The 21,910-nt window shown below is 59.1% G+C and carries 17 protein-coding genes; 7 read left to right on the top strand and 10 right to left on the bottom strand.

Annotated features, from left to right (window positions below; translation table 11 throughout):
- Position 1: 1 nt before the first annotated feature.
- The 10 genes from J7447_RS17465 to J7447_RS17420 form a co-directional block, all read right to left on the bottom strand.
- The gene (locus J7447_RS17465) at positions 2-736 is read right to left on the bottom strand and encodes a nucleotidyltransferase family protein (protein ID WP_031268670.1); all 735 of its coding nucleotides are present in this window, start codon (positions 734-736) and stop codon (positions 2-4) included.
- A gap of 39 nt (positions 737-775) precedes the next feature.
- Complete coding sequence (tsaE, locus tag J7447_RS17460; RefSeq protein WP_209170426.1) at positions 776-2,302, bottom strand: tRNA (adenosine(37)-N6)-threonylcarbamoyltransferase complex ATPase subunit type 1 TsaE; 1,527 nt, start codon at positions 2,300-2,302, stop codon at positions 776-778.
- Positions 2,303-2,310: 8 nt separating this feature from the next.
- The gene (locus J7447_RS17455) at positions 2,311-4,755 is read right to left on the bottom strand and encodes a PAS domain-containing sensor histidine kinase (RefSeq protein ID WP_209170425.1); all 2,445 of its coding nucleotides are present in this window, start codon (positions 4,753-4,755) and stop codon (positions 2,311-2,313) included.
- Between the two features lie 312 nt (positions 4,756-5,067).
- Positions 5,068-6,456 carry an adenosylhomocysteinase gene (gene ahcY / locus J7447_RS17450; RefSeq protein ID WP_022998977.1) on the bottom strand — a complete coding sequence of 463 codons (1,389 nt, stop codon included), beginning with the start codon at positions 6,454-6,456 and terminating at the stop codon, positions 5,068-5,070.
- 205 nt (positions 6,457-6,661) lie between these two features.
- Positions 6,662-7,969 carry a cyclopropane-fatty-acyl-phospholipid synthase family protein gene (locus J7447_RS17445; RefSeq protein WP_055657223.1) on the bottom strand — a complete coding sequence of 436 codons (1,308 nt, stop codon included), beginning with the start codon at positions 7,967-7,969 and terminating at the stop codon, positions 6,662-6,664.
- Positions 7,970-8,074: 105 nt separating this feature from the next.
- Entirely contained in the window at positions 8,075-8,359 is a 285-nt protein-coding gene (locus tag J7447_RS17440) for an HPr family phosphocarrier protein (RefSeq protein ID WP_022998979.1), read from the bottom strand.
- 7 nt (positions 8,360-8,366) lie between these two features.
- Entirely contained in the window at positions 8,367-8,771 is a 405-nt protein-coding gene (locus J7447_RS17435) for a PTS sugar transporter subunit IIA (RefSeq protein WP_022998980.1), read from the bottom strand.
- 136 nt (positions 8,772-8,907) lie between these two features.
- The gene (locus J7447_RS17430) at positions 8,908-9,375 is read right to left on the bottom strand and encodes a serine/threonine protein kinase (RefSeq protein ID WP_209170419.1); all 468 of its coding nucleotides are present in this window, start codon (positions 9,373-9,375) and stop codon (positions 8,908-8,910) included.
- Positions 9,372-11,189: a sensor histidine kinase gene (locus tag J7447_RS17425; protein ID WP_209170415.1), complete on the bottom strand. Its 1,818-nt coding sequence runs from the start codon at positions 11,187-11,189 to the stop codon at positions 9,372-9,374. The genes J7447_RS17430 and J7447_RS17425 overlap by 4 nt, the downstream gene beginning before the upstream one ends.
- A gap of 103 nt (positions 11,190-11,292) precedes the next feature.
- Positions 11,293-11,991 (bottom strand): response regulator transcription factor, encoded by a 699-nt coding sequence (locus tag J7447_RS17420; RefSeq protein ID WP_031268674.1) that lies wholly within the window; start codon positions 11,989-11,991, stop codon positions 11,293-11,295.
- A gap of 501 nt (positions 11,992-12,492) precedes the next feature.
- Between J7447_RS17420 and J7447_RS17415 the strand changes: the two genes are divergently transcribed.
- From J7447_RS17415 to J7447_RS17385, 7 genes are all read left to right on the top strand, one after another.
- Positions 12,493-14,103, top strand: coding sequence for a phosphoenolpyruvate carboxykinase (locus J7447_RS17415; protein ID WP_152508676.1), 1,611 nt, complete (start codon positions 12,493-12,495; stop codon positions 14,101-14,103).
- A 244-nt stretch (positions 14,104-14,347) separates the two neighbouring features.
- Positions 14,348-14,683 carry an XdhC family protein gene (locus J7447_RS17410; protein ID WP_022998985.1) on the top strand — a complete coding sequence of 112 codons (336 nt, stop codon included), beginning with the start codon at positions 14,348-14,350 and terminating at the stop codon, positions 14,681-14,683.
- 17 nt (positions 14,684-14,700) lie between these two features.
- Positions 14,701-15,327 (top strand): LysE family translocator, encoded by a 627-nt coding sequence (locus J7447_RS17405; RefSeq protein WP_209170413.1) that lies wholly within the window; start codon positions 14,701-14,703, stop codon positions 15,325-15,327.
- Positions 15,328-15,330: 3 nt separating this feature from the next.
- Entirely contained in the window at positions 15,331-16,026 is a 696-nt protein-coding gene (locus J7447_RS17400) for an XdhC family protein (RefSeq protein ID WP_209170411.1), read from the top strand.
- Complete coding sequence (locus J7447_RS17395) at positions 16,023-17,639, top strand: molybdopterin-binding/glycosyltransferase family 2 protein (protein ID WP_209170409.1); 1,617 nt, start codon at positions 16,023-16,025, stop codon at positions 17,637-17,639. The genes J7447_RS17400 and J7447_RS17395 overlap by 4 nt, the downstream gene beginning before the upstream one ends.
- Before the next feature lie 291 nt (positions 17,640-17,930).
- Complete coding sequence (locus J7447_RS17390; protein ID WP_022998990.1) at positions 17,931-18,137, top strand: hypothetical protein; 207 nt, start codon at positions 17,931-17,933, stop codon at positions 18,135-18,137.
- Positions 18,138-18,532: 395 nt separating this feature from the next.
- Positions 18,533-21,907, top strand: a complete 3,375-nt coding sequence (locus J7447_RS17385) for a PAS-domain containing protein (protein ID WP_209170407.1) — start codon at positions 18,533-18,535, stop codon at positions 21,905-21,907.
- Positions 21,908-21,910: the final 3 nt, after the last annotated feature.

Genomic DNA, 21,910 nt, shown 5'->3' with positions numbered 1-21,910 from the left:
CTCAGGCGGCACTCTCGCGAACGGCATATTCGGCGGCACGGATGGCTTCCGGGGTACCGATATGCAGCCACAGGCCTTCCATCTGAACGCCGTAGAGACGCCCGGCTTCAATCGCCCTGTCGAAAAGCCTGTTCATGGAGAACGGCCCGTCCGGGGCATCTTCGAACAGGCGCGGGTGCAAAATGGTTGCTCCTGCATAGGCAAAGGGCGTCACACCCTTTTCCTGCCGCCGGGTCAACGCGCCGTCCTTTGCCATGTCGAAATCACCACGGCCGGAATAGCCGACCGCTTTCACGGTTTCGGCAACCAGAAGCAGGGCGTCCATGCGGCTCTCGTCCCAGGCTTCGATCATGTGTTCCAGGTTGGGTTTGACGCCTTCGATCCAGTAGCAGGTGTCGGCATTGAGCTGAAAGAACGGCTCTTCGCCCAATAGCGGCAGCGCTTTCTTGATACCGCCCCCGGTTTCCAGAAGCTGATCGCGTTCGTCGGAAATCAGGATTTCCATATCAGGGCGGCGACGGACATGAACCTCCACCAGATCGGCAAGGTAATGCACGTTGACCACACAGGTCTTCACGCCGGCTGCTGCGAGCCGGTCCATGCCATGGTCGATCAGGGCCTGACCGTTGACCTCGATCAGCGGTTTAGGCGTCGTTGCCGTCAGCGGGCGCATGCGCTTGCCGAGGCCTGCGGCCAGGATCATGGCTTTGGAAGGGCGAAACCGCTTGTCTGTCATCATCTGTCTCAAATGTGCGGCCGGTTGAACGCGGCGCGTTCAGTGCCGGTAGCGTGCGTACCAGTCTTTCAAATCCGACAGGAACGGCCTGTCAAGCACCCGGTCGAGATAGCCTAGCATGCGCGGCAAATGGCTCAAGTAAGCCGGCTTACCATCGCGCTCGGCCAGACGGACGAAGATGCCGAGGATCTTGGAGATCCGCTGCGCCGCCATGACCGCATAGGCTTTCGAAAAACCAACTTCATCGAACTCTGCGGACTGCATTTTTCTTGCCGAGAGATAAGCATCGTAGAGCGCCGTTTCCAGAGCTTCGTCCATGTCCGTGCGGGCGTCCAGCAGCAGGGAAGCAACATCATAGGCAACCGGGCCATAGACCGTATCCTGGAAATCGATCAGGCCGATCCTGTCGGTTCCTTCAGCACCCGCCTGCCAAAGGAGGTTCGGCGAATGAAAATCGCGCAGCACCCAACTTGTCTGGGCCTCGCTTATATCTTCAAGTGCCTCGCGCCATAGCCGTTCGAATTCCGAGCGCGTGCTCTCGTCGGCCGGATTTCCGGACACCTTCGGGACATACCAGTCCAGAAACAGCGCCGCTTCGGCAACAAGCGCGTCCGCTGAATAGTCGGGGACCCGATACAGCCCACCATCAGCGAGCGAGACCGTTTTTGGCCAGGCCTCACCATGCATCTTCGCCAGGACATCGACGGCGGCAAAATATCTTTCGCGCACCGGTTTGCCGTCTACCACGATGGTATCCCGGCCAAGATCGGACGAGAGGATCAGCCCGTTTTCCAGGTCGCTCGCCATAAGATCGGGCGCGCAAAGACCATGGTTCCTGAGTTCTGTTCCCACCGCGACAATCGCCCGGCAGTCGCGCGCCAGATGCACCTTTTCCATGTAGGCGCGGACAGCTTCCGGCACCGCGTCCCCCTGGAAAGGCCAGCGCATCAGAACAGCTGTCGAAGACCCTGTTGCAACCGTCTCGAACGTTCGCAGGGAGGCATCGCCTGCCAGGAAACGACGCTCGGCATCCGGCAGACCAGCGGTCTCCAGAAAGGACCGCGTTGCCAGCGATTGCCCGATCCGGTTCTGCCAGTGCGGGGCGTCCGAATAGAGGCTGAACCGGCGATGGTCATCGCTGTCAGTCGGCTGGGTGATCTGGATCCAGAGGGCATTGCCGGGCAGCAGCTCGTTCGCCTTCTCCGGCCATTCGATCAGCGCGGCTCCCGTTTCCAGAAGGTCATCCAGCCCGAGCTCTTCCAGTTCTTCGGGCTCTTCAAGCCGGTAAAGATCGAAGTGGGACAGGTCGAAACGCGGCAATTCGTAGGTCTGCACGAGCGTGAAGGTCGGGCTCGGCACTTCCAGGTCCGGCTCACCGGCAAAGGCCCGGATCAGTGCCCTGGTGAACGTGGACTTCCCGGCGCCCAGATCGCCCGACAGGCAAATGACATCGCCGGGCTTCAGGACCATCGCGATGTCGTTGGCAAGTCGCCGCGTGCCGTGTTCGTCGGCAATTTCGATTGTCTGAAAGGCGCTCGACAGGGCTTGCAGCTGGTGGTCTGCCATCCGGCGTCCTACTCGGCCGCCGCCTGGTCCGCCAGTTCGGGCCGTGCGGGGAAAACGCAGGTCACCGTCGTGCCCTTGCCTTCGGCGGACTGAATGTCGACCGTGCCGCCATGGAGTTCGACAAAGCTCTTGACGATGGCAAGGCCGAGACCTGCACCCTGACGGCGCGATCCTGTGTCATGCCCGACAAAGCGGTTGAAGACCTGGGTGAGGATTTCAGCGGGAATGCCATAGCCATGATCCTGAACGACGAAGGTCACCTTGTCGTCTTCGCGGCTGCAGCTGACATCGACCACGCCGTCGGGCTCGGAATAGCGCACGGCATTGGAGATGAGGTTGAACAGGACCTGGCGCAGGCGTTTTTCGTCGGCAACCATCATGCCGACATCACCCGGCACATGGGTCCGCAGGTTGATGCGTGCTTCGGCGATCCGGTCCTTCAGCCCTTCGACGGCGGCGGCAACGGTCGGTGCGACGTCGACTTCACCCAGGTCCAGTTCCATGATGCCGGCATCCAACGTTGCCAGATCCAGAATGTCGTTGATGATGGCAAGCAACGCCGAGGAGGACGACTGGATGTAGTCCGCATATTCGCTCTGCTTGTCGGAGAGTTCTCCGAATTTCGGATCTGCCAGCAACTGGGCGAAGCCGATGATGTTGGTCAGCGGCGAGCGCAGCTCATAGGAAACATGCTGGATGAAGGCGTTCTTGATCTGGTCGGCCTGTTCCAGCGCCTCGTTCTTTTCCAGAAGCGCCCGCTCGACGTTGACGCTATCCGTTACGTCGACAAAGGTCACCAGCGTACCGCCGTCGGGCAGCGGAACAGTGGCATAGTCGACGACATCGCCGTTGTGGCGTTCCAGACGGCTGACCTTCTGGGTGCGGTTGTCGAGAAGTCCCGTCACGTTGCCGGCAAGCTGTTCCCAGGCATCGCGCTCGGTTTCATTGAGCGTGCAGGCGGAGACGACTTCCTTGACGTGCGGCAGTTCGGAAAGCTGATCCTCTTCCAGACCCCAGATACGACCGAAAGCAGGGTTCCAAAGGCGCAGGCGCCCGTCGGACCCGAACACGGCAACGGCTTCCGACAGATTGTCGAGGGTTTCCCCCTGGACGCGGGTCAGCGCGTTGTAGCGGCTTTCCAGATCGAGCTGCTCGGTGACGTTTTCATAGATATAGGTGACGCCGCCTTGCGGGTGCGGATTGGCAATGACGCGCAGGGTGCGGCCATCGGGAAGATGCCACCAGCTTTCGCGAGCTTCCAGAGACTGGTAGCTCTCCATCATCTTGTTGCGCCAGACGCGATAGTCCGCCTGTTCCGGGATCTTGCGCGCCGCGCGCAAGGCATCCAGAACCGCGCTGTCTTCCGGCCGGCTTTCCAGGAAAGCGGGATCGAGATCCCACAACTGGCGGAAGGCCGCGTTGTAGAATTGTAGCTTGCGATCGGCGCTGTAGATGGCAACCGCAGCTGCCAGCTGGTCCAGCGTGCGGCCGTGGAAGTCCTCGGCGCGGCCAAGTTCCTTCTGGGCCTGTTCCAGTTCGCTGATGTCCACGGCAATGCCGGCTCCGCCGACATTGGCATTGACATCGGTCACTTCGAACACCCGGCGTTCACCGGAGGCAACGATGGGAATACGTGCGTTGAAACAGCCGTCTTCGTTACGCTGGACAGCCATGGCGGTGCGCGCAGCAGCGTCGAGGAAGGTTGCCCCTTCCTTGATCGCAAGATCTGCGTCGGTCATGTCGACCGCTTCCGCATAGGCCTGGTTGGCCCAGATGAGATTTCCTTCCGCATCGCGCTGCCAGGCCGGTGCCGGCATCGCATCCAGCAGCGCGTGCAGCATATGCAACTCGCCCGAGATCTTGGCATTGCGGGCAGCAAGTTCCGCCTGCATCTGACGTTCGCCGGTCAGATCGCGCAGACGCAGGACCACAGCACCGCCGGTGGTGCGCCCCAGCGCTTCCACATAGGTTCCGGCGCGGGTCTTCAAGGTGGTGGTGAAGGCTTCGCCGGTACGGAACAGCATGTCCAGATGACGTTCCAGGTCGCCGGCGCATTTCGCCGTCAGCCAGCTGCCGAACGCAAGCAGTTGCGCCGGGGGCCGCGGCACACCAGATTTTTCGGGAAGAATGCCCCAGATCTGTGGCATGGCGCCGTTACCGGTCCAGACGATGACGCGTTGCTCGTCGGTATTGAGCATCGCCTCCAGGCGGTCGACCCGGAATTTGAGATCGCTCTTTTCCTTTTCCAGCGCGTCGGTCAGCAATCCGGATTGTTTGCGATGACGCACGAGAGCGACAGATGCGGTGACGGCAAAGGCGCACATTCCGCCTAACGCACCAAAAAGAATCATGTTATCGGGGGAAATGGCAGCAGTCGTGTCGGCGAGCATGTCGGCTGCCGCTGAACCGCAAGACAGGCTCCAGCCTGCCAGCGCCGTTCCGCCGAGCTTCACCGATTTCAGACTCCAATCTCGCCACGCCGCGCGTGGCCGCGCGTCGTTCCTGCCGCTTATCGGCATATTGTGATCCCCTTGTGCCGCCTTGCCCTGTTCTTGCGGGCCGCAGCTCCCGGTTTCTGGGAGCAAATCAAAGACATCCGCCTCGTGGCCTTTGATTCGCCTAAACCATAACCTTTTTGAGAATCACGCAGAAGAGTCCGTTATTGAAAAGTTAACAGGACCCTTAAAATTAAAGGGTCCTGCATTTTTTTGTTCACAGACCCGAATCGAGGCGATCACCACATCTAGTGGGCCGCCTCGCCGGAATCAGTATTTGTAGTGTTCCGACTTGAACGGACCAGCCTTATTAATCCCCAGATATTGAGATTGCTCGTCCGACAATTCGGTTAACGTGACGCCCAGCTTCTCCAGGTGAAGGCGAGCAACCTTCTCGTCCAGATGCTTCGGCAGCACGTAGACTTCGTTCTTGTACTGATCGCCCTTGGTGAAGAGTTCGATCTGCGCCAGAACCTGGTTGGTAAAGCTTGCGGACATGACGAAGCTCGGGTGGCCGGTCGCATTGCCGAGGTTCACCAGACGGCCCTGCGAGAGCAGGATCATGCGCTTGCCATCCGGGAACACATACATGTCGACCTGGTCCTTGACCGGGCGGCACTTGGTGTTCTTGAGGGCAGCAACCTGGATCTCGTTGTCGAAGTGGCCGATGTTACAGACGATCGCCATGTCCTTCATGCCACGCATGTGGTCGAAGGTGATGATGTCCTTGTTGCCGGTCGCGGTGACGTAGATATCGCCTTCCGGAAGAGCCTGCTCGATGGTCTTGACCTCGAAACCGTCCATGGAAGCCTGCAGGGCGCAGATCGGGTCAATTTCGGTGACGATCACGCGGGCACCGGCACCAGCCAGTGACTGCGCGGAGCCTTTGCCGACGTCGCCGTAACCACAGACAACGGCCACCTTGCCGGACATCATCACGTCGGTGCCGCGACGGATACCGTCGACCAGGGATTCACGGCAGCCATAACGGTTGTCGAACTTGGACTTGGTGACGCTGTCGTTGACGTTGATCGCCGGGAACGGCAGGTCGCCCTTCTTCTGCATTTCATAAAGACGCAGAACGCCAGTGGTGGTTTCTTCCGAAACGCCCTGGATCAGCTCTTTCTGCTTGGTGAACCAGCCCGGGTTGGCGGCCATGCGCTTCTTGATCTGCGCGAACAGGCACACTTCCTCGTCCGACTTCGGGTTATCGATCAGACCGGTTTCACCGGCTTCGACCCGTGCACCGAGCAGGATGTAGAGCGTGGCGTCGCCGCCATCGTCCAGGATCATGTTCGCACCTTCGGGGAAGTCGAAGATCTTGTCGGCATAATCCCAGTATTCTTCCAGGGTTTCGCCCTTGGTTGCGAAAACCGGAATGCCTGCAGCTGCAATCGCAGCGGCTGCCTGATCCTGCGTGGAATAGATGTTGCAGGACGCCCAACGGACTTCCGCACCCAGTGCAACCAGCGTTTCGATCAGAACGGCGGTCTGAATGGTCATGTGCAGGGAACCGGCAATGCGGGCGCCCTTGAGCGGCTTGGAGTCACCGAATTCGGCGCGGCAGGCCATCAGGCCCGGCATTTCGTGTTCGGCGATCTCGATTTCGGTGCGGCCCCAGTCTGCGAGCCCGATGTCTTTAACGATGTAGTCGGTCATGAATAAGTCCTGCTGTTTTGAGCCAGCTTCTGGCGCAAGGCCCCTTGAGTGTCGCCGCCATCTCGTGAACCAGTGCCAAAACGGCACCAGGGGCGGGCGACAGCCGAAATCCGGAAGGCTCCGGAAATCGTTGGAAGGGGTTATAGCGTCAGCAGGGTCATCACGCAATAAAGATATAAAGAATTCTTTATATCATATATCCCAATCACGTCCGGTAGAGATCCGCGCGTGATGGCGGCATGCCCGACGGACCCTTGGTGCGACGCGTCGCGACCGTTTGGAAGATGCCGATGGAGCCGCGTTCAAAGCCGAGCGAGACGCCAATGAGATAAGCCAGCCACAGACGATATTTGTGCTCGCCTATTTCCGCGACAGCCGCGTCCTTTACCTTCATCAGGTTTTCCGCCCACAGCCGTGTCGTGCGAGCATAGTGCTCGCGCCAGGCTTCGACGTCGTGCACCTCGAAGCCGTGCGCTTCCAGATTGGTCAGCGTCCAGCCAATGTGGTCGACCTCCCCTCCCGGGAAGATGTAGCGTACCAGCGCCTGGTATTCCGGCTTCTTGCGGCGAAACGCCTTCAGATCCTTTTTGCCGCGGCGGGTGATCGCATGGTGCAGGTAGACACCCCGCGGTTTCAGCAGGCGGTGCACGCTCTGGAAGTAATTGTCGTAATTGTCCAGCCCGACCGCCTCGAACATGCCGATGGAAGAGATCTTGTCGAACTTGCCGTCCATGTCGCGATAGTCGATGAGCTTGACCGAGACCTTGTCTTCAAGGCCACGCGCCTTGATCCGCTCCTCGGCAAGCTTCAGCTGTTCTTCCGCCAGTGTGACCCCAACGGCTGTCACGCCATAATGTTCGGCGGCGTGGCAAATCAGGGCGCCCCAGCCGCAACCGATATCGAGCATCCGGTCGCCCGGCTTCAGCCGCAGCTTGCGGCAGATCATGTCGAGCTTGTCTTTCTGCGCCGTCGCCAGATCGTTCGACCAGTCGGAGAAATAGGCGCAGGTGTAGACCATCTCCGGGTCGAGAAAGAGCCGATAGAAGTCATTGGAAACGTCGTAATGGAACGCGATGTCGTCCTTGCGGCTGCCGGAGCTTCGGTCCGCTGACTGACCGGCATCAAGCCCGTCCGGGTTGGCTTCAGCCTTGCGACCAGAACCGCGCCAGAGCGAAAATCCGGTTTTCAGCAACAGGGTCTTGTTGAGGCGTTTGCGAATTTCCCGGCTTTTGAGTGTCGGCCGCTTTTCGGCAAAGTCGAAAATGCTGCCACCGCGCGGGTCGACGTCGCCATTTGCATAGAGATCGATCAGCGTCTTGATGCCGGGACGGCGAAGAAGACGCGTCAGGGCCGTTTCGGAAAGCGCAAGCCGCAGACCGTCCGCCGGTGCATCGGCAGGTACCCGGGAACCGTCCCAGAGTTCGAACGCGAATTGAAGTTCCAACGCCTCATGGACATGAGTAAGTGCAGTGCGTGCGGCGGAAATCAGTCGGTCCTGAGTGTGGCTCGCCATGTCGGCCCCCGGTTCGGTTTGGAAGGGTGTGGCCGATGCCCGGAATTCACTCGATCGACCGCAGCAGGAATGTGCACCGCAGGGTGGCGGCACGAAATGTCAAAATCAATCTTCTTCGCCAAAGCCGCTTTCGACGAGTTCGGCAATCGCCGCCATGGCGTCTCCTGCGTCAGAGCCGGTGACGCTGACAGTGATAAAGCAGCCCGGGCTGGCGGCGAGCATCATGAGACCCATGATCGACGTTCCGCCGACGGTCTGGCCGTCCTTGGAAACCTGGACGTCCGCGTCAAACGTCTCCACCAGCTTCACCAGCTTTGCGGAAGCCCTGGCATGCAGGCCACGGCGGTTGACGATTGTCAGGTCTTTTTCCAACACGGTCTGCGCTGTCATTGTTGTTTTAGTTCTGTCCCGACAGCACCTGGCTGGCAACCGAGATGTATTTCTGGCCGGCCTGACGGGCTTCATCGACAGCATCGGCCAGTTCGCGATCTGCGCGCACGCTGGCAAGCTTGATCAGCATCGGCAGATTGACACCGGCCACCACTTCAACGGATTTGCTGTCCATCACGGAAATTGCGAGGTTGGAAGGTGTGCCACCGAACATGTCCGTCAGAAGCACCACACCCTTGCCGGAATTGGCAGCTTCCACAGCGGCCAGAATGTCCTGGCGCCGCTGCTCCATGTCGTCATCCGGACCAATGGAGATGGTTTCAACCTGTTCCTGTGGACCGACAACATGTTCCAGCGCCGCTTTGAATTCCTCAGCAAGGCGCCCGTGCGTAACAAGTACAAGTCCGATCATGCGTCAGTTAGCCTGATTATCGAGTGCGTTAAGCTCAGGATCCCAAAAGAGATCCGGAAAGAGCCGGGCGTTTATCAGTCTGATGCACTCTCTTCAACCGCTTCGTCAGTTGCAAGCAAAAAACGCCCCTGCTGCCTCAAATATAATCCGGTCCTTTGGAGAAAAGGTGCCGTAACGCCCAACGGATCAGGCGCAGGCTGTGCTCAGGGTCGTTTTGCGGGCACATAACCACCGGTAAATGCACGCCTTCAAGGCAGGTTGTCGCAAGAGCCTGCTCCGGCATCCTCTCGATGGCGTCGGCCTGCTTCAGTTCGACCAACAGATGCACTTGCGCGTGCGGCAGAAAGCGCGTTTCGACAACACCGAAACCGCGGACTTCCATGCGGCCTTCGATCGTCCGCGGCGCATGCGCCTCAAGCCGTCCATCGGCTGCAGCAACATGCGTGTAGTCGTCAGCCACCAGAAGGCCGAGATTGCCTTTGGCCCGTGCCGCCTCGATGAGAATATCCGAAAGGGTTGTCTTGCCGCTTCCGGCACCACCCCGGATCAGAAGACCGGCTGTGCCCACCACCACGCAGTTGGCATGAACCGCCGGAGGCGTCACTTGCTCCGCCCTGCCGGCAGATAGATGGTGAAACGAGCACCTGCAATCTTCTGCTTGCCGTCCCGACCGGGCACCAGCCGGTTGCTGGCAACTATGGTCCCGCCATGGGCTTCGATAATCTGCCGGGAGATCGACAGACCCAGACCGGAATTGTTGCCGAAGCCTTCGCCTTCCGGCCTGTCGGTATAGAAGCGTTCAAAAATACGCTCGGTGTTTTCAGCACGGATGCCGGGACCGTCATCATCCACGATGATCTTGATCATCCGGCCGTCCCGGCTGAGATCCACCCGAACCGTTCCGCCGGCGGGCGAGAAGGACCTGGCGTTGTCCAGAAGGTTGCTGACGACCTGTCCGAGACGAATATCATGGCCTTGCATCTGATAAGGCTTGCTGCCCTGAGCATCTGCAACGGCCAGCTTGACACTTGCCTCTTCCGCTCCGGACCGCTGGTTGGCGGCATCGGCCATGTTGCGCAGCAGTTCGGCCAGGTCGATCGGCTCGGCCTGGATCCGGGCCAGTTCCGCATCAAGGCGGGAAGCATCGGAGATGTCACTGATCAGACGATCGAGGCGGCGCACGTCATGCTGGATCACTTCCATCAACCGGTCCTGCGAATTCTTGGACTTGGCCAGCGGCAGGGTTTCCACGGCGCTGCGCAGCGATGTCAGCGGGTTCTTCAATTCGTGCGCGACATCGGCGGCAAACTGCTCGATCGCATCGATCTTGTTGTAGAGCGCGTGGGTCATTTCCCGGAAGGAACGCGCCAGGTGACCGATCTCGTCCTGCCGATCCGAAAAGTCCGGTATCTCCTCGCGAGAGGTCGAGCCTCGCCGCACCCGATCCGCGGCAGCCGCCAGGCGCCTGACCGGACCGGCAATCGTCCCAGCCAGCAGGATCGACAGAAGGATGGTCACTGTGGCGGCAAACAGGAACACGCGAATGATGGCGATACGTTCAGCCCGCACGATGGCGTCGATGTCACCGCCCTGTGTCGACAGGAGCAAGGCCCCAAGGACCGCGCGGAACCGCTGGATCGGCACGGCAACGGAAACGATCAGCTCGCCCCGTTGCGAGATCCGCGTCACGCTGGCCGGGGATCCGGCAAGCGCCGCCTCCACTTCCGGATAGGCACGGCCATCGCCACCGCCTACGTCCTGATAGATCGGCAGGTCACCCTGGCGCAGCCAGCGCTTGACCCATTGCCAGGTCGAATCCCAGAAGCCTTCCTCCTCCGCCGTCGGAGGCGGCAGATCGAAGCGCAGGATCTGGGCGCTGGTATAAAGGTGGCGGCTGTCGAGGATGAGAATGCCTTCCGGATCATAGATCCGCGCCCGGGTCTTGGTCGGCGAAATCAGGCGGCGCAGCACGGGACCGACCCGTTCCGGGTTGATCGGAAAGTCGAGACTGTCGAGATCTTCCTGGGTCGGGGTGATGCTTTCGCCCGCCTGCAACTGCAACAGGCGTTCGGGGTCGACGGTGATCGTGCCCGTATCGACGGTGGCGGAAGCGGCAATGGCGCCGGCAATGATTTCACCCTGGGTCAGAAGGCTCTGCACCCGTGCATCGATCAGACCCGCGCGAAACTGGTTGAGGTACAGGATACCGATCACCAGTGCCAGCAGACCCACGAGGTTGATGGCGATGATCCGGCGCGTCAGCGACGAGAGAACATAGGTTCCGAAGATACGGCCCAACTGGCTGAGCAGACGGCGACGGATGCGCTTGTTGCCAAGCCGGCGCAGACGGGAGCGATCCGAACCGTTCTGAGGTTCAGAGGCACCAATCTCTTCCGCGCTCTCGCTTTCCACCGCCATTCAGGCTCACATTAGATCAAAGGCTGTTCAATCGAAACCGACTGAACAGCCAAAAGCAGATCGTTTCCAGGTTTTACCGGGACAGTCGCTCTACCGGTCCGTTTCAGACTTCCCGGAAACGATACCCGACGCCGTAGAGGGTTTCGATCATGTCGAAGTCGTCATCAACAACCTTGAACTTCTTGCGCAGCCGCTTGATGTGGCTATCGATGGTGCGGTCATCCACATAGACCTGATCGTCATAGGCCGCGTCCATGAGCGCGTTACGGCTCTTGACGACACCGGGCCGCTGCGCGAGCGCGGACAGGATCAGGAATTCGGTCACGGTCAGCGTGACAGGTTTGCCGTTCCAGGTGCAGGTGTGACGCTCCTGGTCCATCACAAGCTGGCCACGTTCCAGCAGTTTGTCGGCATCGTCGCGCGGCGTGGATGCGTCACGCGGTTGCGCCCGGCGCAGCACCGCGCGCACACGCTCGACCAGAAGCCGCTGCGAAAAGGGTTTGCGGATGAAATCGTCGGCGCCCATCTTCAGGCCGAAGAGTTCGTCGATCTCGTCATCCTTGGAGGTCAGGAAGATTACCGGCAGATCGGAGTTCTGGCGCAGGCGGCGCAGCAGTTCCATGCCGTCCATACGTGGCATCTTGATATCGAAAATCGCGAGTTCCGGCGGGTCGCTCTGCAGGCCGTCGAGCGCCGATGTACCGTCGGTGTAGGTTTGAACGCGATAGCCTTCCGCTTCCAATGCGATAGAGACCGAAGTCAAAATGTTGCGGTCGTCATCGACCAGGGCAATTGTCGGCATGCTTTGTTTTTCCATTTCCGGCAACGCACCGATGGCGCGCATCGGCATTAATGTAACACACAGCCTTTGGCCTGCTAAATGCGCATAAATTAAGGCAATCCGCCTCCGGATATGCTTGCATGACACAAAGACCGCCCAGCCGGCTGCATTGGTGGGGATCACTGTAAAAGATTTCAAGAGACCAACTTAACGTCAAGTCTCGTACATTGGTGGCGGGGCTCAGTCGAGTCTCTACTACACGTGCGAAATGAACGCACTTTCTTTCGATTCAATCAACATTTCGAACATTCCGAAAGTTTCGAATTTTAGTTCGACGTCCAAATTAATCATTGGCAATTTAATGGTGATTTTTAATCGATTAAACAATTACATAGCACCTTTGGTAGTCTTGCTGCCGTTTAGTCATTCCACTACGTTCGCAGCCCTCACAGCCAGATTTAGCTTTTCTTAACTTTCTCCGGCCGTGACAAAACTAGCCCCCATCACGAGGACTGCGGGAACATGCAAGAAGTAGGTGTCAGGAATCCCTCAATTGGTTGCGAAACTTTCGGCTTCAAAGGCCTGAAAGCGCTCTATTGGAACCAGAACGAGCCTGCTCTTTATGAATATTCCCTCTCCCGCGGCGAAGCGCAGCTAGCTGCCGGCGGCGCGATTGTTGCTGAAACCGGTGTTCACACCGGCCGCTCGCCGAAAGACAAGTTCGTGGTTCTGGACGACGAGACCCGCGACACAGTGTGGTGGGACAACAACGCCCAGATGTCGAAAGCCAATTTCGACCTGCTGCTGTCCGATTTCCTTGCCCACGCCGAGGGCATGGAGCTGTTCGCACAGGACCTTTACGGCGGCGCTGACAAGACCCATCGCCTGCCAGTGCGCGTCTATACGGAATATGCCTGGCATTCGCTGTTCATCCGCAACCTCCTTCTCCGGCCCGAGACTTCCGAGCTGGAAGGCTTTGCGCCGGACATGACAATCATCGATCTGCCAAGCTTCAAGGCGGATCCGGAACGCTACGGCTGCCGGACAGAAACCGTGATCGCCTGCGACCTGACCCGCAAGATCGTCCTGATCGGCGGAACCTCCTATGCAGGCGAAATGAAGAAGTCCGTCTTCACCATGCTGAACCACCTGCTGCCGGCAAAGGGCGTCATGTCCATGCACTGCTCGGCGAACTTGGGCGATGCAGGCGATACCGCAGTGTTCTTTGGCCTGTCCGGCACCGGCAAGACCACGCTCTCCGCCGACCCGTCCCGCACGCTGATCGGCGACGACGAGCACGGCTGGGGCGAAAGCGGCGTCTTCAACTTCGAAGGCGGCTGCTACGCCAAGACCATCAAGCTTTCCGCGGAAGCCGAGCCGGAGATCTACTCCACCACCCAGCGCTTCGGCACTGTTCTGGAAAATGTGGTTCTGGACGAGAATCGGGTGCCGGATTTCGACGACGGTTCGAAAACCGAAAACACCCGTGCTGCCTACCCGATCCACTTCATTTCCAATGCCAGCGACACCGGCTGCGCGCCGATGCCGAAGACCATCATCATGCTGACGGCCGATGCCTTCGGCGTCATGCCGCCGATCGCGCGTCTGACACCGGCCCAGGCAATGTATCACTTCCTGTCCGGGTACACCGCCAAGGTGGCCGGCACCGAAAAGGGTGTTACCGAGCCGCAGGCGACCTTCTCAACCTGCTTCGGCGCGCCGTTCCTGCCGAGGCATCCGTCCGAATACGGCAACCTGTTGAAGGACCTCATTGCCAAGCACAATGTGGATTGCTGGCTGGTCAACACCGGCTGGACCGGCGGTGCATACGGTACCGGGCAGCGCATGCCGATCAAGGCAACCCGCACGCTGCTCACTTCCGCACTGAACGGCAGCCTGAAGGACGCTGAGTTCCGCACCGATGCGAACTTCGGCTTCGATGTGCCGGTTTCCGTCGAAGGTGTCGACGATACGATCCTGACCCCGCGCGAAACCTGGACGGACAAGGATGCCTATGACGTTCAGGCCGCCAAGCTGGTGCAAATGTTCGTCAAGAACTTCGCGACCTTTGAAGCCCATGTCGACGGTGCGGTGCTGAATGCAGCTCCCGCCGTGCGTATGGCTGCCGAATAAGCCCGAAAATAATACCCCGCAAAACCTGAACGGCTCCTCCCCCTTGAGGAGCCGTTTTTTCGTGGGTAGACAACGCTCTTGCGCTTCCCGATCACGAAGTCCCGCCGGATGGATGATCGTTGAGAACGTCCGCCGTTGGCGCGAGGAGCACAGGGTGATGCTGCGCTTGCTTTCCCTCGCCTGCTCTCTTTCATCAAATTCAGAAAGATCTATATTGAAGGTCCTACCTTGAAGGGGCGACCTCATGACGGCCACAGAGACGACTTCCATTCCCGACGTTTTGAAGACAGCCGAAAGCTGGCGCGGTGCGGGACGTTCCGTTGCACTGGCGACCGTGGTCGAGACCTGGGGTTCCGCGCCACGCCCGGTCGGGTCCCATCTTGTCATTGATGCCGAAGGCAACTTCGAAGGCTCCGTCTCCGGCGGTTGTGTCGAAGGGGCGGTGGTGTCCGAGGCAATCGACGTCATCGAGACCGGCAAGCCGACCACGCTGGAATTTGGCGTTGCCGATGAGACAGCCTGGCGTGTCGGTCTTTCGTGCGGCGGCCGCATTCGCGTCTACGTCGAACCCGTCACCTGATCCCGGATCTGATTTCGATGACCACGGAAACCCTGCTTGCCTTCGTCGCCGCTACGGCTCTTTTTGCCTATATGCCTGGCCCGGCCCTGCTTTATACCGCCGCACAGACGATCGCCCGCGGACAGCGGGCCGGTTTCATGGCTGCCGCGGGTATTCACCTGGGCTGTTATGTGCATGTCTTTGCCGCAGCCTTTGGCCTGTCGGCGATCTTCAGTGTCGTGCCGACACTCTATTTTGCGCTGAAGCTGGTTGGCGGGCTTTACCTGATCTTTCTCGGCATCCAGATGATCCGGACCCGCGTAGTGGCCGGACCGACACCCAATCTGCCCCAAAAATCCGAAAAGCGAGCCTTTGCAGACAGCGTGCTGGTGGAGGTTCTCAATCCCAAGGTCGCCATCTTCTTCATCGCCTTCCTGCCCCAGTTCGTCACCCCTGACGCAGGCCTGCCGATCTGGGCGCAGTTCCTGATCCTGGGAACGTTCGTCAACTTCGCTTTCACCTCGGCAGATATCGTCACCGTTCTTTTTGCAAGCCAAGTGAAAAAGCGGCTGACCAGGACATCGAAGTTCCAGAGCCTCACGCGCTGGCTTGGAGGATCGCTTCTGGTGGGACTTGGACTGAAACTGGCAACGGACCGCGCATAGACCATGGACTTTTCCCTGCTAAGTGACCTCAACAAGGACCGTGCCGCGCGCCGTGCGGCGATCCTGGTGACCGACATGGTGGACGGGCAGCAACGCCTCGTCCGCAAATCCGACGATTTTTCCGGCGATCCCCTGGCTGAGGAACTTGCAAGGCGTTTCCGCTCAGGTAAATCCGGCATGATCACCGCAGAAAGTGGCGAAGTCTTCCTGAACGTATCTTTGCCTTCGCCGCGCCTGGTCATCATCGGCGCAGTGCACATCAGCCAGGCGCTTGTTCCGATGGCGGAGATTGCGGGGCTTGATGTGACCGTCATTGATCCGCGCACGGCCTTTGCCACCGAAGACCGCTTTCCCGGAAGCACACTCAAGGCGGACTGGCCCGAAGAGGTCTTGAAGGATGCGCCTCTTGATGCCTTCACGGCCGTTGCCGCTGTCACTCATGATCCGAAGATAGATAACTTCCCCCTGATGGAAGCGCTGAAGACGGGATGTTTCTATGTCGGGGCGCTCGGCAGCCGCAAGACCCACGGCAAGCGTCTGGAACGCTTTACCGAAGCCGGCCTGGCACCTGAGCTGTTTGACCGGATCGATGCTCCGATCGGCCTTGATATCGGAGCAGCTTCGCCGGAGGAAATTGCGGTGGCCGTGCTGGGCGCCATCATCAAGGCGTTACGGACCGCTCCGGGAGCTGCCGCATGATATTCGGCCCTTGTCCGCCGGAAGATGCCGAAGGCTGTATTCTCGCGCACCGGACAGCCCTGCCGAACCGTGTGCTGAAAAAAGGCCGCCGCCTGACGGGACAAGACTGCGCCGAGATTGCCGCCGCCGGTATCGACAGCCTCATGGTTGCCCGGATAGAACCCGGCGACACCGGAGAGGATGCCGCGGCCGAGCAGCTCGCCATGGCTGCTGCAGGTGCGGGTCTTGAGACCGACACCGCCTTTACGGGGCGCATGAACCTCTATGCCGCCACCAACGGCGTCCTGGTGGTCGATGCGGATGCGGTTACCGCGGCCAACCGGATTGATCCGGCCATTACCTTCGCGACGCTGCCGAACTACAGCAAGGTTCTGGCCGGCCGTATGGTTGCAACCGCGAAGATCATTTCCTTTGCCGTTCCAGAAGAACAACTGGGAGCCGCCGAAAACGCTCTCAGGGGCGCAGTCCGCGTTGCCGGCTTCAGTCCGCGCAAGGTTGGCCTTGTCGCAACGCAACTGCCGCATCTCAAGCCCTCGACCATGGACAAGACCCGCCGCGTGCTGGAAGACAGGCTGTTGCCGAGCGGATCAACCGTCCTGAGCGAGCACAGGGTCGCCCACAGCAGGGAGGCCGTTGCCGAAGCCTTGCGCTCGCTGAAGGAAGAAGGCGCTGATTTTCTGATCCTGTTCGGGGCTTCTGCCGTTGTCGACAGGCAGGACGTGCTGCCTGCGGGTCTGGATCTTGCCGGCGGGACGGTGCACCACCTGGGCATGCCGGTGGACCCCGGCAACCTGCTGATGCTCGGAAGTCTCGACGGCATTCCCGTGCTGGGCGCACCGGGCTGCGCCCGAAGCCCGAAGGAGAACGGTTTCGACTGGGTTCTGGACCGCCTGCTTGCCGGACTGGAAGTCCACCCCGACGACATTACCGCAATGGGTGTTGGAGGCCTTCTGATGGAAATCGGGACACGGCCGCAGCCCCGCGAAGGCAAACGCAAGGGCGAAGCTGCCAGGATCGCGGCGCTGATCCTTGGCGCTGGCAAGTCATCCCGCATGGGCGGTCCGAACAAGCTGCTTGCGACGCTGGACGGCAAGACCCTGATCCGGCATGCCGCGGAAGCTGCCGTCGGCGCCGGTCTGTCACAGACCGTTCTGGTAACCGGGCATCTGGCTGAAGAGGTCGGCGCGCAGGTGGAAGATCTGGACGTGACGCTGGTGCACAACCCGGATTTTGCAGACGGCATGGCCGGGTCCATCCGTACCGGCATGAATGCTCTTTCCGCAGATACCGATGCGGTGATCGTTCTTCTGGGCGACATGCCACGCATCGGCAGCGATGTTCTGAAGAGGCTGATCGGCACTTACCGCGAAAACGACAACAGTCTGATCGTCACCGCAACAGCGGATGGGAAACGGGGCAATCCGGTCTTGTGGGACCGGCGCTTCTTCGAAGCCCTGAAATCCTTGAGCGGCGACGTTGGAGCGCGCCACATCATTGGCGAAAACCCCGGGTTCGTGGCCGAGGTCGAGATCGGATCCGCTGCAAGACTGGATCTTGATACACCCGATGCGCTTCGGCAGGCTGGAGGCAAGTTGCCTGAGCCAAAAGGCTAAACCTTTGGCCTGGTAAAGTAAGCCGAAGCAATAAAGCCAAACGATAACATTACATTAACCCGGTATGCACTGAGTGCAGGCCGGAATTGCCAGCTATTCTATTGCAATTTTGTGACATGCCGCTTATGTAATGCCTGCGCTTGCTGAAGGGCACCCAATTGGGTTGGACAACGGATGACGTCCCGGGCGCCGCTTACATCCGATTCCTGTCGAAAGCTGTTCGGATCCTCCCTCCCGAGGATGCTCGAGCGCTTTTGTCGCTTGGTTAAAAGAAGAACGAAGGAAAACGTCATGGCTGACTTGTCTCTCCCGCGCCCGGGCTGCTGCAAATGGGCAGAAGGTGATTCTGGTAACTACATCTTCCCGTGCAGCACGCGCGTCGAAGCAGGTGTCTCCTATTGCACCGAACATAGCGCCATCGTCTACATCCCGCCGGAAGAGCGCCGCCGCAACCGTTCCGGTGGTGGCATGAGCCTGTCCTTCCGCCGCGCGGCATAAGAATACAAGCTGCTTGAACTAAAAAAGCAGATATTCCGTGGAACACCACGTACCTCGAAACCCGGCCCTCAGGCCGGGTTTTTTATTGCCCGGATTTTCCCGTGCTGGATTTCAAGCCCGCAAGGCTGGACGAAAGGCATGTCAACATCGAGCAACCTCTGCGTGACAGAAGATTTCATGCGATTTTTTCGATCTAAGCAAATATTCTTACTGAATATTACCTAGAGGCGATTCTTCGTTAAAATACAATCACCCTCACCGCGCAAAACAACCCTGCCTTTATGGACAATTTAATTCAATCTCGCAAAGTTAATACTTTGTTTTAGTTCTATACCTAAGAGTAAACAAACTAAAACCGAGATAGTGACGCGTTCGGCAGAGAGGCACAGTGCATCATGACCCCTGTGCAGGGAGACAGCGAACAGGACCGCCTGGACGCACTGGCGACCCTTCAGATTCTCAATTCTGAACGCCTGCCGGAATATGACGATCTCGTGGAGACCCTTGCCACGATCTTCGATGCCCCGATGGCCTTCATTTCCATCGTCGGGAAGGATGACCTCTGGTTCAAGGCCAAGATCGGCATAGACGTCGACGGCACTCCAAGAAAGGGCACTTTTTGCGATCAGGCGATCCTCTCGCGTGAGTTGATGGTCGTTCCCAACGCCCTTGAAGACCCCCGCTTCCGCGATACGAGCCTCGTTGCCGGTCCACCCTACACACGCTTTTATGCAGGTTTGCCGTTGTGCCTGGATGGCACGCACATCCTTGGGACACTCTGCGTTGTCGATACCAAACCTCGACAGCCAAGCGAAACACAGCTCCGCCAATTGCAGCGTATGGGATCGATCGTCCTCGGTCTGATGAAGTCTCATCGCGCCCAGAGTGAAACGCAATCTGCCCTTCGGGCGACCGAAGAACAGCAACGACTTGCGATGCGCAAGAGCGATCTGCTGGAAGAGATCACGGCCGTTTCCGGTGTTGGCGGCTGGGAAGTGGATATTGATACCGACACGGTAACCTGGACGGAAAAAACCTGCGAAATCCATGAAGTGGATGACGACTTCGTTCCGACTGTCGATATGGCGCTTTCCTTCTACGCACCGGATTGCCGTCGCCAGATCTCGGATGCCGTCATCAAAAGTGTCAAGGAAGGTGTTTCCTGGGATCTTGAACTCCCGTTCGTGACCGCCAGGGGGCGTGAGATCTGGGTTCGCACCGCGGGCAGGCCCATCATCGAAGATGGTCGCACGACCCGTTTGATCGGTGCCTTCCAGGACATTACCGAACGCAAGCAATCCGAACAGGCCGTGCTTCATTCCGAAGCGGTCCATCGCACCACCCTGGAATCCCTGAGTGAAGGGATTCTCCTCGTCAACAGAGCCGGACAGATCCAGTCCTTCAATCCTGCAGCAGCTGCTTTGCTCGGCTACACCGTCGGGGAAATGAAAGGTCAAAAGCTTCAGGATCTCGACCTCGATATCGAATGCGAAGAAGACGGCCACGTTTCCGGCTGCAATCCCCTGCAACAGGCAGCGGTCAATCCGGACAAGGTTTGTAACGTCGTTGCAAACGTGACCCGTCGCGGGACCGACCAATCCGTCTGGCTGCGGCTGAATGCGAAATCGATTGGCGACGACAATGCGTATGGCCTCGACGGCGTTGTCCTTTCCCTGACCGACGTCACCGCGACCAAGCGGCAGCTCATCGCTCTGCAAGCCATTTTCGACAACCTGCCGGGTGGCCTCGTCTATTATGATCCCGACAGACGGCTTGCGGTCTGCAACAAGGATTTTCAGCGCCTTCTGCAACTGCCGCAGGAATTTATTGATCGCAAGGCGCCGTTGCTGGAGGTGGCGACATATCTGGCAAAGCGGGGAGACTACGGTCCGGGAGACCCGGACAAGCTTCTGGAAGAACGGTTCAGGTATTTCAATGATCCCAAACCGCATATTTACGAGCGCGTCAGCCCCGATGGGACACATCTGGAAGTCCGTGGGATCCCTCTGCCGAGCGGCGGCCTTATCACCAGTTTCTTTGATATTTCGGAGCGCAAGCGGGCAGAGAACGTCTTGCGGTATTCCGAGGCCGTCCAAAGGACAACGCTCGAGTCTCTCAGCGAAGGTATTCTTCTGCTGACACATACCGGCGAGATCCAGTCAGCCAATCCTGCTGCGATCGACCTCTTGGGCGTGACCGGCAGGGAGCTGGTCGGGTTGAACGTAACCGACATTGATTTTGGCCTTCGCTGTGATCTTGAAGACAAGGGTCCGTGCGATGCACCGCTGGAGCTTGCTGCCCGCGATCCGGGATCACTGAGGGACGTCATCGCCCGTCTCTCCCCCACCAACGGGCATCCGAGGAAGTGGCTTCGCCTGAGCGCCATGCCAATCGACGACGATCAGGAGTTCGATCTGGATGGTGTCGTCGTCTCCCTGACGGACATTACCGAGACCAAGCAACAGGCCGACACGCTGCAAAGCATCTTCGACAACTTTCCGGGCGGGATCGTTCACTACGATGAAACGCTCCGGCTCGCATCGAGCAATCAGCAGTTCCGTGACCTTCTCGAATATTCTGATGAGTTGATTGAAGATCGGCCTTATCTTTACGACTTCTTTCTCTTCAACGCTCGAAGAGGTGACTATGGCCCTGGTGACCCAGAAGCTCTTGCTCTGGAGCGGTTTCGGAAGTACGACCTGAAAAAATCGCAGGTGTTCGAACGGCGTGCAGCAAACGGCACGTACATCGAAACCCGGAGCACGCCACTGCCGTCAGGTGGTCTGATCCATAATTTTTACGACATCACCGACCGCAAGAACCTGGAAGAACAACTTGCCGCGAACGAACGGCTGGCACGGCATCGTTCGCAGGAACTCGAAGCCATTCTCGCCAATATGCGCCAGGGGGTCAGCGTCTTCGATGCGCGTGGCCGACTGTCATTGTGGAACCGGCAGTACATCGAAATCTTCAACAAACCTGAGGGCGATGTTTACGAGGGTGTCAGCCTCATCGAATTGATCCAGGCCGAGAAGGATCGCGGCGAATTCGAAGGCGACGTTCAGGAACACGTCATGGATCTGATGATCCGTCTTTCGGCAGGCGAAGTGGTCCGTTCCAAGTTCAAACATCCCAACGGCAGGATTGTCAGCGCGGTCCATGCGCCCTTGCCGGCGGGCGGCTGGATCGGTACGCATGAAGATGTCACGTCCCGTGAACTGGCGGCTGAAAAGATCCAGTTTGCCGCTCACCATGACACCTTGACCGGGCTCGCCAACCGAACGCTATTCAATGCAAAGCTGGACGAAGCCCTGAATGCGGCATCGGCCAATGGCATTGCAGGCGACCTGATGCTGCTTGATCTCGACAAGTTCAAGCCGGTGAATGACAGCTTCGGTCATGATGTCGGTGACGAACTTCTTAAAACAGTCGCACAGCGACTGCGCGAGTGTGTCCGGTCCTCGGATCTGGTCGCTCGTCTCGGCGGCGACGAATTCGGGATCATCCTGACCGGAACCGGTTCCGGCAACGCCAGTACGGCCGAGATCGCCGATCGTATCGTCCGCAAGATCGGGGCACCGTTCGCTGTCCAGGATCACATTATTTCGGTTGGCGTCAGCGTCGGAATTTCTCCGATAACGGGCACGGAACTGGATCCTCGTCCAGTGATAAAGCGCGCCGATATGGCGCTATACGAGGTCAAGCATAACGGGCGTAACGGGTTCAAGTTCTTCGAAGAAGAGGACGTCGCGCGGTTTGCTCGCGCCTGACGT

The sequence above is a fragment of the Labrenzia sp. R5_0 genome (assembly GCF_017743835.1).
GTDB classification, from domain to species: domain Bacteria; phylum Pseudomonadota; class Alphaproteobacteria; order Rhizobiales; family Stappiaceae; genus Roseibium; species Roseibium algicola.
Note: the sequence above shows the minus strand (reverse complement) of the source record. Positions and strands in the feature narration are given on the sequence as shown.